This window comes from Longispora albida DSM 44784, from assembly GCF_000379825.1.
Lineage (GTDB): Bacteria > Actinomycetota > Actinomycetes > Mycobacteriales > Micromonosporaceae > Longispora > Longispora albida.
Window position 1 is genome coordinate 311,167 of record NZ_KB903833.1, and the last position, 16,765, is coordinate 327,931.

The following is a 16,765-nucleotide window of genomic DNA, read 5'->3' on the forward strand; positions in this document are numbered from 1 at the left end:
CTAAGCGTCCAGATCCCTCTGCCGTCCCCGCAGCGGTGGCGCCGGAGCCGGCGGCGGACCGCCTGTCTCCCGAGCCTCGATCACGGCCCGCATCCAGTTACGGAGCTGGCCGCGAGTGGTGAGGATAACGATTCCCAGCCTCTCCAGGCCCTTCTTGATGCTGCCCTTGAGGTTAGGGTCCGGGCAGTAGAGCGCCATGCAGTTCCTGCCGACGCTCTTGGCTGTGGGGATGTGGTTGTCCTTGAATTGCGAGACCTTGCCGTTACCCACTCCATCGTGGACCTCGAGCATCCAGTTCTGGCCGTACACGTCGTGATCGGTCCACCGCTTACCGCTCTCCTTGCGGAACAGATCGCCCTGGCCCTTGACCTCACCGGGGAAATCGTCCTCGATCATGTTGGCCACATCGTCTTCCAGGCTCTCCCCATCCGCGTTCCGATCCTGGCCGTCGCACCACTTCGTCGAGCGGATCGGCTCGCTGGAGCCGTTGTTGATGTTGTGGACCAGGACCGGGAGGCCTGCGGCCACCACGTAGTACGTGTGGATTGTGGCGACCGTCAGGTCACGCATCTCCTTGACGCCGGCGAAGTTGCGGACGGTGGTGACCCGCACGAGTTCGCCGGTGCTGGACAGGAGGAGGTGGCCCGGTTCGAGCTGTGCGGCATCGGCCCACTGGCCGGTGGTCGCGTCCCAGAACGGGTGGTTCTGCGTGGTCTGGAGCAGCGCGGAGGTGCCGTCGGACTTGGTGACCGTGAGGTCTGTCAGCTCGATGTCGAGGTTGCGGTGCAGGTCCGTGACCGGCTGGGCCGTGGACTCACCGGTACCGGGATCGGTGGCCAGCACCTGGTCACCGGTCTGAACCGCCGCGATCTCCTTCGTGCTGCCGTCGGCCATCAGCACCGGCGTCGCCGGGTCGAAGCTGTGCCCCTTCTTCCCGCCACCGCCACCGATCGGGCAGCTGACCGCGGAAACCGTCTCCGCCGCGCCCCCGGCCTCGTCAGCGGCCCGTGACGTCCTCTTGCCTGCCTTCGCCGCGTCCCTGGCACCCTCAGCTGCCTTACCAGCCACCCGGCCGCCGGGTACGAGCTCGGTCAGGCCCATCGCGCAGTCGACGGACATGCCCTCGCTGCACGACTTGTAGGTCTCGATCGCGCCGACCGCCGTGGCCGCCGCTCCGAGGAAGGGGGCCGCGACCTGCAACGGCGGGATCACTGTGCAGGCGACTGCCGCCACGGAGAGAACCGTCGAGATTGTGCCGGCGTTGTTGTAGACCCATTTGCCGGTGGCCTTAGCGGCCTCACCGACCGTGCTGACCACATTGGACACACTGTTCTTGACCGACGACACCGCGTTCTTCACGAACTTCGGCAGGCCCCAGCGGCCGTCGGCGTCCACGTTGCTCGACGGGTTGTTATTGCCGTACGCGTACCCGTGCAGCTGCTGCGGGTCGTTGTTGTCGATCACCGGGTCGACCGAGACGAAGCGGCCGGTGTCCGGGTCGTACTCGCGTGCCCCGATGTGGGTCAGGCCAGTGTTGTCCTGCGTGCCACCGGCGAAGCCCTTGTCGAACCAGGTCGGCCACGTGCCCGACTTCTGCCGCTCGGCACCGTACGGCGTCGTGCGGCGGATGCCGACGGCCTGGGTTTTCTCGTTGACCGTGATCTCGGCGGTGCCGGCTGTGTCGCCGACGATCCACGTGAGCCCGCCCGCGACCCGGTTGGCGATGATCCCGCCGCCCTGGCTGTACTGCCGGGTGGTGGTCCTGAGGCCCGTGGAGGACGTGTTGCGGACCTCCTGGCCGGGCAGGTAGAGCGTGGTGCCCAGCGGGTCCTGCCTGAGGATGCGGTTGCCGTCGACGTCGTACACGTACGACGTCGTGCCGCTCGCGTCCGTGCTGGTGTCCAGGCGGCCTTCCACATCCCAGGTCATCGTCTGGGTACCGTCGGACGGGGTGGGCCTGGTCAGCATGTTGCCCATCGGGTCGTACGACCAGTTCTTGGTCTTCGTTCCCGTGTTGTCGGCAGTGGCGGTGCTGGCCAGCGAGTGCTTGCCAGGGTTGACGGTGTACGTGGTCGTCCGGTCACCGGTGGCCGTCTCGTGCTCGACGAGCTTCTTCCGGTTGCCGGCGGCGTCGACCTCGTACGTGTGCCAGTACTTGGCCGGGCCGCCCAGCGAGCCATTGGACGGGGCGGCGTTGCAGTCGTGGCTGGCCGGGGTCCACGCCTCGGTCAGGCGGCGCAGATGATCCATGGTGAAGCACTGGGTGTCGCCAGAGACGGAGTCCGAGACAGACGTGACGTCACCGGCCGGATTGTGCGCGTAAGTGACGTCCGCGATCGTCGCGGGCGCGATCTGCTTCACCGCCCACGACTTGCGGAGCCGCCGTGTGACGGGCTCGTAGTCCTTGACCACGTCGACGAACGAGCCGGTACCGGACTTCAGCGTGTAGGCACCAACCTCACCCCACGAGGTGTAGCTCGTGCCCGTCACCATGCTCTTCAGCAGCTCGCCGCCGTACTTGCTGTCGAGCTTCACCGGCTGGCCGAGAGAGTCGTAACCGTAGGTCAGCGTCTCGGCCTTCAGGTCGGCGGTCTGCGGGAACTGGACCGTCGCCGGAGTGCCGTCCTGGTTGTAGGTGTACGTGTAGGTGTAGGAGCCGCCCACCTTCGTACCCGGGATGGTGTGCTTCACGAAGGTCGGCTGGTAGTCGGTCGTGTAACTCAGGGTCTCCTTCGCGTACGCGTCGGCCCCCTGGTACCGCACGGCCTTGACGAGCTGGCCCTTGACCACGTCACCGTTGGAGAGCGAGTCGTAGAACCACTCGGCCCGCTTGTTGCCGGAGGCCACCGAGTCCTTGTACACGCCGGTCTTTCGGCCGATCGTGTCGTAGGAGAACGCGAGGGTCGTACCCCGGCCGTCGGTCGTCGACAGCAGGTCGCCGGCGTCGTTGTAGACCGAGGTGCTCGTGCCCTTGTCGGGGTCGGTCGTCTTGACCGTCCGGCCGACCAGGTCGTGCTCGTATGTCCACACCGCGCCGGCCGGACTGGTCACCTTCGACAGCCGGTCCTTGCGGTCGTACTCGTAGACCGTCCTGTCGTAGCTGCCGGCCACGCCGGGCGTGGGGACCGGGCCGCGGTACTGGCGCAGCTCACCCGTCCGGCCGAACGCATCGGCCACTGTAGACGTCGCGGTGGCCCCGAGTGGCGGGGTCACGTCGGTGCGGTCGCCGGCGAAGTACGTCTTCGTACGCCACTTCTCCGTGCCGCCGTTGCTGCCGCCCTGCGGGGCGCTGGTCTTCAGGATCGAGTCGGTGACCCGGCCCGCGCCGTCGTACACGCTGACGGTCTGCGCCGGGATGACCTCCTCCGGGATGTACAGCGCCGTGCTGGGCGAGATCTTGCCCGAGTAGTAAGCGTCGTTCTGCTTCGAGACTCGGCCGGCCGAGTCGTGGTAAGTGTCAGTGAGCATCGTCCCGGGGCCGCCAGCGGCGTCCGGAGTCTGCGTCTGCCGCTTACGCCACATGCCGTCGAAGATCTCGTGCGACGTGATGTATCCGCCGTAGGCGTTCAGCCGCTTCGACGTCACCGCCGAGGCAGCGTCGTTGCGGACCAGATACTCGTACGTGATGTTCGCCGACTGGTTCTGCGAGCGGTCCCGGCCGGCCTTCCACACCGAGGTCAGGCGGCCCAGACCGTCGTACGCGAACTCGACCTTGCGGCCGTTGGCGTCGACACTGGTCAGCGGCAGGTGCCAGGCCGGCTGGAAGGTCTCGGTCTTGGTCCAGCCGAGCGGGCTGGTCTCCTTGACCTGGGTCAGCGGGCCACCGGCCGCCGGGGTGTACTCCCGGGTCGTCGCGCCACCGCGCAGGTCGGTTGCCCGGGTCGGGCGGCCATAGGCGTCGTACGCCGACGTCGAGGAGTCCACGTAGGACGGCGTGCCGTTCTGGTACGCCTTCAGGACCTGGGTCTTCGTCGTGAGGCCCTTGGTCGGGGCAGCGCCGTGTGCCTGGCCGTCGTAGAAGGTCAGTTCGTCGGCGAGGACCTCCTGTTCCGTCAGCCCGGAGGCCCTTGCCCTGGTGCAGTCGGTCGCGAACCTCTGCTCGCGGGACACGGCACCGATCAGCCAGGCCGCGCCAGTGTTCCGGGCGTACGAGACGATCGTGCAGCCCTCGTCGCCGGTAGCCGGCGTGCCGCGGTCCTCGGACTGCTTGGGCGTGCCGTAGTCGTCGTCGAACGTGGTGACGGTGCTGGTGGTCATCGGCTGCCGGCCGCCATCGAGAGCGGTCCGCTTGTACGTCTCACCCGCCGGGCTGGTGAACTTGGCCTTGACCGTGACGCCGTTGAACGTGCGGGTCGCGTTGTCCTTCGACGACTGCCACGGGACGTAGACCTCGCCGGAGACCTCAGCGGTGCCGTTGTAGACGATCGTTTCGCGCGTCATGCCGGCGAAGACGTCCTCGTCCTTCATGGACGGTGCGCCGCCGGCTGCGGGCATGTCCACGTTCCGGGTACCGGATCCGTACTTGTCGCCGTGCATGCCCCGGAAGAAGCGGGACTCGGTGATCTCCTGCTCGCCGGGGTCGCCCTTGGTGGTACGGACAGCGCCGTAGCCCCGCCACACCGACCAGGTCTTGTCCTCGGCCTTGACCATGCCGTCGTCGTCGGAGTAGTGCCAGGCCGGGTCGCCGACGTAGTCGAAGTGCGTGATCGCCCGGATGTTGCCGCCGAAGATGGCGTCCTCGGTGACATCCGTGACCACGTACTTGTGGAAGAAGTCGATCACCGGGGCCTTCTCGCCGTCCGGGTGCCAGCGCACCGGATAGCACCGCTTCTTGTTGTCCTGCAGGTTGGACGTGTCCGGCATGTTGCTGCCAGCGACGCACTCCCGCTCGGAGTACGACACGGTGAGCAGGCCGCCGGACTCGGTCGTGATCGACTTGATGCGCCACCAGTTCATGGATGCCGAGTGGTCGACGGTGTCGACGCGGTTGTGCATCTGCGTGCCGGTGAAGACGACGTCCGGGACCGGTGTGGTCTGGCCGACGAGGCCCTTGTGGCTGATCTTCTGGAGCCACAGGCCGGCCCGGGTGCCGTCACCCGGGTCCTCGAAGGTGTGGGTCAGCGCCCACTCCTCGACCGGGTTACCGCCGGTCTTCGTGATGACCTTGCTCAGCCGCTTCGTGGACCAGAAGGTCGGAGCGACGGTGTTGCACGGCTTCGCGGTGCACTCCTGGTCCCACGGGGTGTCGGGCCAGTTGACCGCGTTGTGGTTGCCGCAGTCCTGCTTGCACCGGTCGGCGGTCTCGAAGACGATCTGCATCGGCGCGGACTCCGAGCGGTCGCTGCGGGTGCCGTAGTCGATCCGCTGGAGGTACGAGGACCGGTCGTACTGCACCGGGTCCTGGTCGGTCTTCAGGTTCTTCGAGTACTTGTTCGTCTCTTTGCCGTACGTGTACGTCAGGGTGTTGCCGAGCAGGTCGACGACGTATTCCAGATTCCACCGGTACGCCTGCGTGCAGAACGAGTCCGCGAACGCGTTCGCCCGGCACGGCTCCCCCGGGTTGTTACCGGCGACCGGGACGGTGAGCGTGGACTGGGCGGACTTGCCGAACCAGTACTGCACGCCGTCGGTCGTCGTCACGACCCAGAACTCGCCGTCCTTGGCGCCGTTGCCCGATCCGGTCCGCCGCTCGACGTACGTGCCGTCGTCGTTGCGGAGGTGCCAGCGGTTGGGGTTCGTGGCGTCCTTGATGAGCTCGCCGGCGTGACCGGACATGGCCAGGGTGGCGTTGTCGGTACCCCAGCACTGGTCACCGGTCTTCTCGGTGTTGTTGTTGCTGTTGGTCATGTCCGAGGCGCACGGGATGTATTTCCGCTCGATCGCGCCCGGATCCCAGTCCCAGCCCTCGCCCAGCCACGACGGCTGGTTGTTCGAGGCGGCCATCCGGCCGTCCACGCTGGCCGAGGAGTAGCCGAAGGCGACGGAGGGGGCTGGCCCGCCGAGCGCTGGCGGCGAGCGCAGCGCGTACGACCAGGTGAAGTCGCCAGAGTTGCCGCCGCCAGACCAGGTCGCGGAGGAGGTCAGGCTCGTGGCCCCGTAGTCACCGGCCGGGCCGGACGGCGGGGCGGTCACGCCGAGCAGGGTGCTGCCCTGCGTGCCCATGAACGCGGAGACCTTGCCGGCCGCGAGATTGTTCTCGGCGCCGGCGACGGGTTCCGGCCGGCATTCCTTCTTCTCCGGGGTGGACAAACCACATTCCGGTACCTTGACGAGACGCAGCCGGGAGGCCCAGTCGCCGCCGTAGGCGTTGCGGAACTTCGAGTAGTCGAGGGTGACCTTGGCCTTGGTACCGGCCGCGTCCTCCCGGGCAGCCGCGACACCGGCTGCCGGCTTGGCTTCCTTCCCGGTCACCCGGACGAGCAGGCCGTCGACGCCGGCCTTCTTGGCCTGGCCCCGGTCGAGTACGTCGACCCGGGCCCCGCCTTCCTTCTTCGCCGGCTCGAGCCAGACGGGCAGGGCACCGGCTTTCGGTACCTCCCGGGCCGCCCCGACCGTCTGCGCGCCCGCCGCTCCAAAGTCGACGGTCGCCGTACCGGCCTCCGGCCACACCGGAGCATCACCCTTGAACGGCTTGCTGGGCGGCTCGGGTACCGCCACCGGCTTCGCAGAGTGCCCGCCGACGGACCTCTCGGCCTGCGCCTTGGGCGTCTCGTGTTTCTCGGCCGGAGCAGCCAACGCGGGCGGCGCTCCCGGCACGGTCACCGCGAGCAGCACACCGAGTGCCGCAGGCAGATACCTTCTTCGATTCGTAGACAACGTGAGCCTTCCACTGTGAGGGCAGGGATCACGCGCACGCTAACCACGAAAAGCTGAAGGATTCATGAAGGAACACAGCAGAAAGCAGTGCCCCGGCTGACTATCAGCCGGGGCACTGACACGCAATCAAAATCTAGCGGATCGCAAACTACAGGCGAGAATCAGCAGGCCTCGTCGGCCTGACGACCGAAAGCGGCCTTGGGCATCCCGAAATCGTGTACCGCTGATTATTCTCGATGCCGGCCAGGGAACCTTCGGTTTTCTCCCAGCCGTCTGGAGTAACGAAGAATGCAAACTCGATTTCATTCCCAACCACGGAGACCTGACCACCACAGCGTAATCACTACCGCACGCCAGCGGCCAGACAACATCGAGCCATAGGCAACTCAATGACTGGCGGCAATCTGGCGGCTCCAGAAGACGACCGGACTGCGCCATAGCACCACCGCCATGAAGTGAGGACCTCTTAGCGGACGCGGGTTCCCTTGTGCCATACGGCGTGCGTAAGTGGCATTCCTGGGCGGTACGCGAGCCAGGTGGCGCTGGGGGCTTCGAGGATGTGGAGGTCGGCGCGGGCTCCGGGGCGGAGTACGCCGACGTCGGTGCGGCGGAGGGCCCTGGCGCCGCCGAGGGTGGCGGCTGTGACGGCTTCCTCGACGGTCATGCGCATCTGGAGGACGGCGGTCGCGACGACGTACGCCATCGAGGACGTGTAGGACGAGCCCGGGTTGCAGTTGGAGGCGAGTGCGACGGTGGCGCCCGCGTCCAGCAGGGCTCGCGCGTCGGGGAGCGGCTGGCGGGTGGACAGGTCGGTGGCCGGGAGGAGGGTGGCGACCGTGCCCGTCGAGGCCAGCATGCCGATGTCTTCCGGGGTCAGGTACGTGCAGTGGTCGACGCTGGCCGCGCCCAGTTCGCAGGCGAGGCGGACGCCGGGGCCGTGGCCGAGCTGGTTGCCGTGTACGCGGAGGCCGAGGCCGCGCGCCGCTGCCGCTTCGAGAACGGTCCTGGACTGGTCGTAGTCGAAGGCGCCGCGTTCGCAGAAGACGTCGGCCCAGCCCGCGTACGGGGCGACGGCGTCGAGCATCTCGCCGGCGACGAGTTTGACGTACTCGTCGGCGTCGGCACCCGGTGGCACGAGGTGGGCGCCGAGGAAGGTGACCTCGTCGACGGACGGTGACGACGCGGCGATGCGGGCCGAGCGCGTCTCATCCACTGTGGACAGGCCGTAGCCGGTCTTGGTCTCGATGCACGTCGTGCCGTTGGCGAGCATTTCGGCGACGTGGCGGCCGAGGCCAGCCTGGAGGTCGGCGTCGGAGGCCGAGCGCGTGGCGTTGACCGTGACGGAGATGCCGCCGGCCGCGTATGCCTGGCCTGCCATGCGGGCGGTGAACTCGGCCGTCCGGTCGCCGGCGAAGACGAGATGGCTGTGGCTGTCGACCCAGCCGGGAAGCACGGCGCGGCCGCCGGCGTCGTAGTGGTTGTCGGCGGGCTGCGAACCTGTGCCGATCCACGCGATGCGGTCGCCGTCGATGACGAGGGCGTCGCCTTCGGCGCCGAACAGTTCGCCGATGTTCGTGATCAGGGTGCTGCTCACTCGTACACCTCCGTGATGGCTTCTGCCAGGAGTGCGCCCACGTTGCCCAGCCGGGTGTGCACGCCGTTCTTCGCGATCGTCTCGCCGCCGACGATGACGCGCGCGAGGTCCGCCGCTGAGGCGGCCAGCAGGATCTGTGACGGTGCCGCACCCGCCGTGCGTACCGTGTCCATATTGATGGTGACCAGATCCGCCGCCGCGCCGGGCATGATGGCGCCGGCCAGTCCCCAGCCCAGGCTCTGGTGGTTGGTCAGTGCCGTGAGCAGCTCGCCGCCCGTGAAGCGGCCCCGCTGGCCGGTGCGGAGCCGGTCGTGGTGCTCCAGGCGGCGGGCCTCTTCGAGAGGGTCGATGATGGCGTGCTGGTCGCTGCCCAGCGACAGGGGGCTGCCAGCGTCGGCCAGCTCGCGTGCCGGGCCGATGCCGTCGGCCAGGTCGGCCTCCGTCGTGGGACAGAAGCACGATGTTGTACCCGTCGAGCCCAGGATGCTGATGTCCTCAGCCGTCAGGTGCGTCGCGTGGACGGCTGACGTGCGGGCGTGCAGCGCCCCGGCCTCGTGCAGGAGCCTGGTGGGCGTGACTCCGTAGGCCGCCAGGCACTGCTCGTTCTCGGCGGGCTGCTCGGAGAGGTGCACGTGCAGCGGGCCGCCATTGTCCACAAGAGACAGCTGATCACGCGGGACCGCGCGCACCGAGTGGATCGCGGCCCCGATGACGGTGTTGTCGTCGGCCTTCAGCGCGCGTACCCGGTCCTGCCACGCCGTCGCGTCGCCGTCGGAGAACCGGCGCTGCGTCTCGTTCGGCTCGACGCCGATGCCGCCGGCCAGGTAACACGTGTCGAGGAGGGTCAGGCGGATGCCGGCTTCCCGCGCGGCCTGGATCAGGGCCTCACCCATCGCGTTCGGGTCGGCGTACGGGCGGCCACCAGGGCCGTGGTGCAGGTAGTGGAACTCGCCGACCGCGCTGACCCCGGCCACGGCCATCTCGGCGTACGTGGCGCGGGCCAGCTTGAGGTAACTGTCGGGCGTCAGGCGCTCCGCCAGCTCGTACATGCCCTCACGCCAGCTCCAGAAGCTGTCGCCCCTCGTCCGGCCGCGCAGCGCCCGGTGGAAGGCGTGCGAGTGGGCGTTGGCGAATCCGGGCACGGTGAGACCGGCCAGCACCTCACCGGTGCTGGGCTGGCCGGTCTCCACCGCCACGATCCGCCCACTGCCGACGGTGATCTCGACAGCCTCGGCCACCCCGGACGGCAGCCAGGCGTGCTCACACCAGTACGTCTGCATAACCATCCGGGGAAGCCTCTCTCAGCCCTGGGCCGGCTTCGGGACCTCGCCGGACTCCCGCATCGGGATGCGGACGCCACGGCTGTCCGCGACCTCGTCGGCGATCGGGTAACCGGCGTCCACGTGCCGGATCACGCCCATGCCCGGGTCGTTGGTCAGCACGCGCTCGATCTTCTGCGCCGCCAGCTCGGTGCCGTCGGCGACCACGACCTGGCCGGCGTGGATGGACCGGCCGATGCCGACGCCGCCGCCGTGGTGCAGGCTGACCCAGCTCGCGCCCGAGGCCGTGTTGAGCAGGGCGTTGAGGATCGGCCAGTCGGCGATCGCGTCCGAGCCGTCGGCCATCGCCTCGGTCTCCCGCTGCGGGGAGGCGACCGAGCCGCAGTCGAGGTGGTCGCGGCCGATCACGATCGGAGCCGACAGCTCGCCGCTGGCCACCATCTCGTTGAACTTGAGGCCAGCCAGGTGCCGCTCGCCGTAGCCGAGCCAGCAGATCCGGGCCGGGAGGCCCTGGAAGGCGACCTTCTCCCCCGCCATCGTGATCCAGCGGTGCAGCGACTCGTTCTCGGGGAAGAGTTCGAGGATCGCCTGGTCGGTCTTGCGGATGTCCTCCGGGTCGCCGGACAGCGCAGCCCAGCGGAACGGGCCCTTGCCCTCACAGAACAGCGGCCGGATGTAGGCAGGCACGAAGCCGGGAAAGTCGAAGGCCCGCTCGTAGCCGCCGAGCTTGGCCTCGCCGCGCAGCGCGTTGCCGTAGTCGAAGACCTCGGCACCGGCGTCCTGGAAGCCGACCATCGCCTCCACGTGCTTGGCCATCGAGGCACGCGCGCGGTCGGTGAACTCGGCGGGCTTCTTCGCCGCGTAGTCTGGGCCGTCCTCGACGGAGACTCCCTCCGGCAGGTACGACAGCGGGTCGTGGGCGCTGGTCTGGTCGGTCACGATGTCGATCGCGACACCCCGGCGGAGCAGCTCGGGGAACACGGTCGCGGCGTTGCCGACGACACCGATCGAGCGCGGCGTCCGGCTGGCCTTCGCAGCCAGGGCCTTCTCCACGGCCTCGTCCAGGTTGCCGGCGACCTCGTCCAGGTACCGGGTCTCGACGCGGCGGCGCAGGCGGACCGGGTCCACGTCGACGATCAGGCACACGCCGTCGTTCATCGTGACGGCGAGCGGCTGGGCGCCACCCATGCCGCCGCAGCCGCCGGTCAGGGTCAGGGTGCCGGCCAGGGTACCGCCGAAGCGCTTGTTGGCCACGGCCGCGAAGGTCTCGTATGTGCCCTGGAGGATGCCCTGCGTGCCGATGTAGATCCAGGAACCGGCGGTCATCTGGCCGTACATGGTCAGGCCGAGCGCCTCCAGCCGGCGGAACTCCGGCCAGTTCGCCCAGTCGCCGACCAGGTTGGAGTTGGCGATGAGGACACGCGGCGCCCACTCGTTCGTGCGGAACACGCCGACCGGACGGCCCGACTGGACCAGCAGGGTCTCGTCAGCCTCCAGAGTGGACAGCGCCCGGGTGATCGCCTCGAAGCTGGCCCAGTCCCGGGCAGCCTTGCCGGTGCCGCCGTAGACCACCAGGTCGTCGGGGCGCTCGGCCACGTCCGGGTCGAGGTTGTTCAGCAGCATCCGCAGCGCTGCCTCGGTCTGCCAGTTCTTCGTGTTCAGCTCGGTGCCGTGCGGGGCCCGCACGGTGCGAGGACCTGGGGTGGTCATGCGATCTCCTTGTTGACGGCGGCGAGCAGGGCGCCAGAGGCGATGAGTTCTTCGGCGGCCGCGATCTCCGGCGCCAGGTGACGATCCGGTCCAGGGCCTTCCACGTGTACCCGCAGAGCGGCCACAGCCGCCCCCGTCGCGGCACCCGGGGTCAGCGGCTTGCGCAGGTCGATCGCCCGGGCTGCGGTGAGCAGCTCGATCGCGAGGACCTTGCGGAGCGCGTCCACCGAGCGGCGGAGCTTGCGCGCGGCGCTCCAGCCCATCGACACGTGGTCCTCCTGCATCGCTGAGGACGGGATCGAGTCGACGCTGGCCGGGTTCGCCAGGCGCTTGAGCTCGCTGACCAGCGCGGCCTGCGTGTACTGGGCGATCATGTGCCCGGAGTCCACGCCCGGGTCGTCGGCGAGGAAGGCCGGCAGGCCGTGCGAGCGGGCCACGTCGAGCATCCGGTCGGTCCGGCGCTCGGCGATGCTCGCCAGGTCGGCGATCGGGATGGCCAGGAAGTCCAGCGCGTAGGCGACCGGAGCCCCGTGGAAGTTGCCGTTGGACTCGACGCGGCCGTCGGGCAGGACGACCGGGTTGTCGACGGCGCTGGCCAGCTCCCGGCCGGCCACGGTCGCGCAGTAGTCGGCGGTGTCGCGCACGGCCCCGTGGACCTGCGGCGTGCAGCGCAGCGAGTAGGCGTCCTGGACCCGGTTGCAGTCCGGGCCCCGGTGGCTTTCCATGATCTTCGAACCGGCGAGCAGCTTGACCAGCCGGGCGGCCGCGACCTGCTGGCCGGGGTGCGGGCGCAGGGCGTGCAGCTCCGGTGCGAAGACCCGGTCGGTCGCCAGCAGCGCCTCGATGGTCATCGCGGCCGTCACGTCGGCGACGTCGAGCAGGTCCCGCAGGTCCTCCAGGGCGAGAACGAGCATGCCGAGCATGCCGTCCGTGCCGTTGATGAGGGCCAGGCCCTCCTTCTCGCGCAGCTCGACGGGCTCGATGCCGGCGTTCTTCAGCGCGGCGGCGGCATCCTGCAGCTCGCCGTTCACCCGGACCTGGCCCTCGCCCATCAGGGCCAGCGCGCAGGCGGACAGCGGGGCGAGGTCACCGGAGCAGCCGAGCGAGCCGAACTCGTGCACCACCGGAGTGATCCGGGCGTTGAGCAGGGCGGCCATCGTCTGCGCCGTGCCGGGCCGCACACCGGTCCGGCCGGTGGCGAGGGTGTGCAGGCGCAGCAGCATGAGCGCCCGGACGACCTCCTCCTCCACCTCGGGACCGGCGCCGGCCGCGTGCGAGCGGACGAGCGACTTCTGGAGCTGCGCGCGCAGCTCGGGCGCGATGTGCCGGGTGGCGAGCGCGCCGAAGCCGGTCGAGACGCCGTACGACGGGGTCTCGGCCTCCGCCAGGGCCTCGACGGCCGTGCGGGACTGGGCGAGAACCTCCAGCGCGGCATCGGTCAGCTCGACGGCAGCGCCGTGCCTGGCGACCGCGACGACCTCTGCTGGGCTAAGGGGGGCTGGGCCGACGAGTACCTTCATGCCCACCATCACACCGGCTGGAGCCCGCCGGGCGAAGGGCTTCCAGCCGATTGCTGTCTGGTATACCAGACAGGTGACCAGTAACGTTCCGGCGCTCCGCCAGGGGCTCGGCATCCTCCTGCACCTGGCCAGCAGGCCCGGCCCGCAGTCGGCGTCGGTGCTGGCCAGGGAGCTGGGGCTGCCCAGGTCCACGACGTACCACCTGCTCGCCGAGCTGGCAGAGGCCGGTTTCGTGACCCACCTGCCGGAGGAGCGGCGGTACGGGCTGGGTGTCGCGGCCTTCGAGCTCGGCTCCGCGTACCTGCGCCACGAGCCACTGGAACGCCTGGCCCGCCCGCTCCTCCAGGGTCTCGTCGACGCGACCGGCCGGACGGCCCACCTCGGCGTCCTCCACGGCGCCGAGACGCTCTACCTGCTCAAGGAGCAGCCCAGGAACCCGCAGACCCTCGTCACCGACATCGGCGTCCGGCTCCCGGCCCAGCTGACGGCCGCGGGCCGGGCGCTGCTGGGGCACCTGCCGGCCGCCCAGGTCCGGGCACTGTTCCCGCGCGTCTCGTCCTTTGTGGACCGGACCGGCCGCGGACCACGCTCCCTCGCGGCCCTCCGGCGGCTGCTCGCGGCCGAGCAGGACTGGAGCGTGGAGGACGGGTACGTGACCCCGGGCTTCGCCTCCGTCGCCGCCGCCTGCTTCGACCACGGTGGCCGTCCCGTGGCCGCGATCAGCGTGACCTTCCGCCACCTCTGTGAACCAGCCGGGCGGACTGCGGAGTGCGGCGTGCGGTGGCCGGAGCTGGCCGCCGAGGTACGAGCGGCGGCAGCCCAGCTCACCAGCCGGATCGGCGGGCACGCTCCGCCATCCTGAACTCGCGGTGCCCCAGCAGCCGGCTGATCCGGCCCGCCGGACGGCCTTTAGGGTGTGGCCGTGGCGAGCAACGATCTTGATGAGCTGGCGCGGCGGTTCGAGGAGCACCGGCGGCAGCTGAAGAGCGTCGCGTACCGCGTGCTCGGTTCACTCTCCGAGGCCGACGACGCCGTGCAGGAAGCGTGGATCCGGCTCAGCCGCACCGACGCCGCCACTATCGACAACCTCGGGGCCTGGCTGACCACAGTGGTCGGACGGATCTGCCTCAACGTCCTCCGGGCCCGCACCGCCCGCCGCGAGGACGTGCTGGACTTCGCCGCCTCCCCCGACCCGGTCATCAGCTACGAGGACAGCGCCGATCCCGAACGGGAGGCCGAGCTGGCCGACTCGGTCGGGCTGGCCCTGATGGTCGTGCTCGGCACGCTGTCCCCGGCCGAGCGGCTGTCGTTCGTCCTGCACGACATGTTCGCCGTGCCGTTCGAGGAGATCGCTCCCGTTCTCGGCAAGACACCGGCCGCCACGCGGCAGCTCGCCAGCCGGGCGCGGCGGCGCGTCCAGGGCCACGCCCCGGTACCCGATCCCGACCTGGGCAGGCAGCGCGAGGTGGTGAGCGCCTACTTCGCTGCCGTACGCGACGGCGACTTCGAGCGGCTGCTCACGATCCTGCACCCGGACGTCGTGATCCGCTCGACCGGCGGCCCGGCCCGGCCGGCGCTCAACGTCATGCTGTCGGGCGCGAGGACCGTCGCCGGGCAGGCTGTGCTGTTCGGCCAGTTCGCGCCGCACGCCCGGGCGGCCCTCATCAACGGCGCGGCGGGCGTGGTCGTGGTCGCGAACGGCCGGCCGGTGGCGACCATGGCCTTCGTCGTCACGGACGGGCTGATCGTCGCGATCGACGTACTCGCCGACCCGGCCCGCCTCACCCAGCTCGGCGTCGGCTAGGAACGGGGCTCGATCCGGAGCGCTCCGGACGGGCACCGGCCGACCTGGGCGATCACGGCGCCCGCCTCGGCGGCGTCCGGCAGGATCCACGGCCGCCTGCCCGTGTCGAAGACCTCCGGCAGGCCGGCCACGCACCGGCCGGCATGCCGGCACAGGTCCCCGTCGAAGCTCACCGTGACCTGCTCTCCGGGGTAGCTCTTCCGGCTCATGGCAGGTCGAACCTCTCCCGCTGGGTTTCCGGCACCAGATCCAGGTAAGCGGGGTGGCGCTTGATGTAGGAGCGGACGTACGGGCAGAACGGCAGGACAGCGAGGTCGCGGGACCTGACGTCGTCCAGGGCGTACCGCACGAGCTGCCCGGCCAGCCCCCGGCCGCCGAAGACCTCGGCGATCTCGGTGTGCGTGAAGGAGATCTGCCCAGCGGCCAGCCGGTACTCCGTGAGGCCCGCCAGCTCCCCGTCGACGTGGATCTCGTACCGGTTCAGGTCCGGCGCGTCCTTGACATCGATCATGTACAGAGCGTAACCAGTCAGGGCGTGCGCAGGGGCCTGGACGGTGCTGGCCGGGGTGAGGCCGCTGGCCGGGCCAGTGGCCGGGAGGCTGGTGGCGTGGAACGGGCCACCCGCCGGGGCAGCAGCGCTCCGGCCCGCTCCGGCGGCAGGTCCGACAGCGGGGACAGCCCGGCGACGATGTCGGCCTCGTCCTCGGCCGGCGGGGCCAGCACGCTGAAGATCAGGCCGACCAGGGCGCAGCTCACCAGCAGGGTGATCGGGGCGACCAGGAGGAAGGGGTTCACCCCGTCGACCGGCCCGTCGATCCGGTGCAGGTGGACCTCGACGCCGAACATCGCGGTGTAGTGCATGCCGACCACGGCCACGCCCATGATCAGGGCGGCGACGACGATCGGGCCCCAGCCCCGGACGTTCACGGTGAACCACAGCGCCACGGCCGAGGCGACGACGGCGATCAGGACGGACGCGGTGAAGACCACGGGGTCGTACGCGATCGAGCCGCCGACCCGCATCGCCGCCATGCCGGTGTAGTGCATCGCGGCCACGCCGAGGCCGGCGAAGATGCCGCCCAGCATGATCCGGAGCAGGGATGCCTGGCCGTGGCCCACAATGAACAGTCCAATCCCGACGGCCAGCACCGCGATCAGCGCACTGGCCGTGGTGAGCGACACGTCGTACCTGACGATCGAGCCCGGCACGTCGAAGCCGAGCATGGCGATGAAGTGCATCGGCCAGATCCCGGTACCTCCGATGGCCAGCGCGCCCAGGACGAGCCACTTCTCCCGGTGGGCACCGGCACGGGCCTCACGGGCCCGCGCTGTGCAGATCAGGCCGATCGCGCAGCCGAAGGCCGCAATGACATACGAGACCACCGGGTTGATCCAGCCATATGCAAACTGTTCGATCTCGGCCATAACGCCCTCCGGTCTTCGCGATACGACCCATTGAGCCATCGACATCGGGTACGGGATCGCACATGCTGTGCGGGTGCGGCGACTTTGTCCCAAGATCAGATTTTGGTGGTGTGATCCACGGACAAGTCGGGCGGGGAACACGGCCGCCCTACCGTAACGTTTGGCTGGGTGAAGCAGGCGTGAAACTTAGGGAGCGATAGTGGCAACGGTCACAGTCACCAAGGACAACTTCAACGACGTCGTCGGCAACAACGACTTCGTCGTCCTCGACTTCTGGGCGAGCTGGTGCGGGCCGTGCGTGCGGTTCGCCCCGACCTTCGAAGCCGCCTCGGAGACCCACGAGGACATCGTGTTCGGCAAGATCGACACGGAAGCCGAGCAGGAACTGGCCGCGACCTTCGGCATCCAGTCCATCCCCACGCTGATGATCGTGCGCGACAAGACCGTCGTGTACTCGCAGCCGGGCGCGCTGCCGGCCGCCGCCTTCGAGGACCTGCTCCAGAAGGCCCGCGACCTCGACATGGACAAGGTCAAGGAAGACGCCTCTGAGTAGTGCCGACCCGGTGAGCGAAAATCTGAGCTGCGCAACGCAGAAGCCCGTGTACAACCAGTACAC

At 69.4% G+C, this 16,765-nt stretch carries 11 protein-coding genes; 3 read left to right on the forward strand and 8 right to left on the reverse strand.

What is annotated here, in order from left to right:
• From A3G1_RS35610 to hutH, 5 genes are all read right to left on the reverse strand, one after another.
• On the reverse strand, positions 1-6,816 hold the full coding sequence (locus A3G1_RS35610) for a polymorphic toxin-type HINT domain-containing protein (RefSeq protein WP_245563529.1): 6,816 nt from the start codon (positions 6,814-6,816) through the stop codon (positions 1-3).
• 466 nt (positions 6,817-7,282) lie between these two features.
• Positions 7,283-8,410: an imidazolonepropionase gene (gene hutI / locus A3G1_RS0119130; protein WP_018351090.1), complete on the reverse strand. Its 1,128-nt coding sequence runs from the start codon at positions 8,408-8,410 to the stop codon at positions 7,283-7,285.
• Complete coding sequence (locus A3G1_RS0119135) at positions 8,407-9,690, reverse strand: formimidoylglutamate deiminase (protein WP_018351091.1); 1,284 nt, start codon at positions 9,688-9,690, stop codon at positions 8,407-8,409. The genes hutI and A3G1_RS0119135 overlap by 4 nt, the downstream gene beginning before the upstream one ends.
• A 21-nt stretch (positions 9,691-9,711) precedes the next feature.
• On the reverse strand, positions 9,712-11,400 hold the full coding sequence (hutU, locus tag A3G1_RS0119140) for a urocanate hydratase (RefSeq protein WP_040478835.1): 1,689 nt from the start codon (positions 11,398-11,400) through the stop codon (positions 9,712-9,714).
• Complete coding sequence (gene hutH, locus A3G1_RS0119145) at positions 11,397-12,929, reverse strand: histidine ammonia-lyase (RefSeq protein ID WP_018351093.1); 1,533 nt, start codon at positions 12,927-12,929, stop codon at positions 11,397-11,399. The genes hutU and hutH overlap by 4 nt, the downstream gene beginning before the upstream one ends.
• 64 nt (positions 12,930-12,993) lie before the next feature.
• On the opposite strand from hutH, the gene A3G1_RS0119150 reads away from it, so the two are divergent.
• Positions 12,994-13,782, forward strand: coding sequence for an IclR family transcriptional regulator (locus A3G1_RS0119150; protein ID WP_018351094.1), 789 nt, complete (start codon positions 12,994-12,996; stop codon positions 13,780-13,782).
• Positions 13,783-13,836: 54 nt separating this feature from the next.
• A complete protein-coding gene (locus A3G1_RS0119155; protein WP_018351095.1) occupies positions 13,837-14,724 on the forward strand; it encodes a sigma-70 family RNA polymerase sigma factor in 888 nt (295 codons plus the stop codon).
• On the opposite strand, the gene A3G1_RS0119160 is transcribed toward A3G1_RS0119155, so the two are convergent.
• The 3 genes from A3G1_RS0119160 to A3G1_RS0119170 are packed head-to-tail and all read right to left on the reverse strand — an operon-like array spanning position 14,721 to position 16,149.
• The gene (locus tag A3G1_RS0119160) at positions 14,721-14,933 is read right to left on the reverse strand and encodes a (4Fe-4S)-binding protein (protein WP_018351096.1); all 213 of its coding nucleotides are present in this window, start codon (positions 14,931-14,933) and stop codon (positions 14,721-14,723) included. The genes A3G1_RS0119155 and A3G1_RS0119160 overlap by 4 nt on opposite strands.
• Entirely contained in the window at positions 14,930-15,235 is a 306-nt protein-coding gene (locus A3G1_RS0119165; RefSeq protein WP_018351097.1) for a GNAT family N-acetyltransferase, read from the reverse strand. The genes A3G1_RS0119160 and A3G1_RS0119165 overlap by 4 nt, the downstream gene beginning before the upstream one ends.
• 17 nt (positions 15,236-15,252) lie before the next feature.
• A complete protein-coding gene (locus A3G1_RS0119170; protein ID WP_018351098.1) occupies positions 15,253-16,149 on the reverse strand; it encodes an MHYT domain-containing protein in 897 nt (298 codons plus the stop codon).
• 199 nt (positions 16,150-16,348) lie between these two features.
• On the opposite strand from A3G1_RS0119170, the gene trxA reads away from it, so the two are divergent.
• On the forward strand, positions 16,349-16,702 hold the full coding sequence (trxA, locus tag A3G1_RS0119175) for a thioredoxin (protein ID WP_018351099.1): 354 nt from the start codon (positions 16,349-16,351) through the stop codon (positions 16,700-16,702).
• Positions 16,703-16,765: the final 63 nt, after the last annotated feature.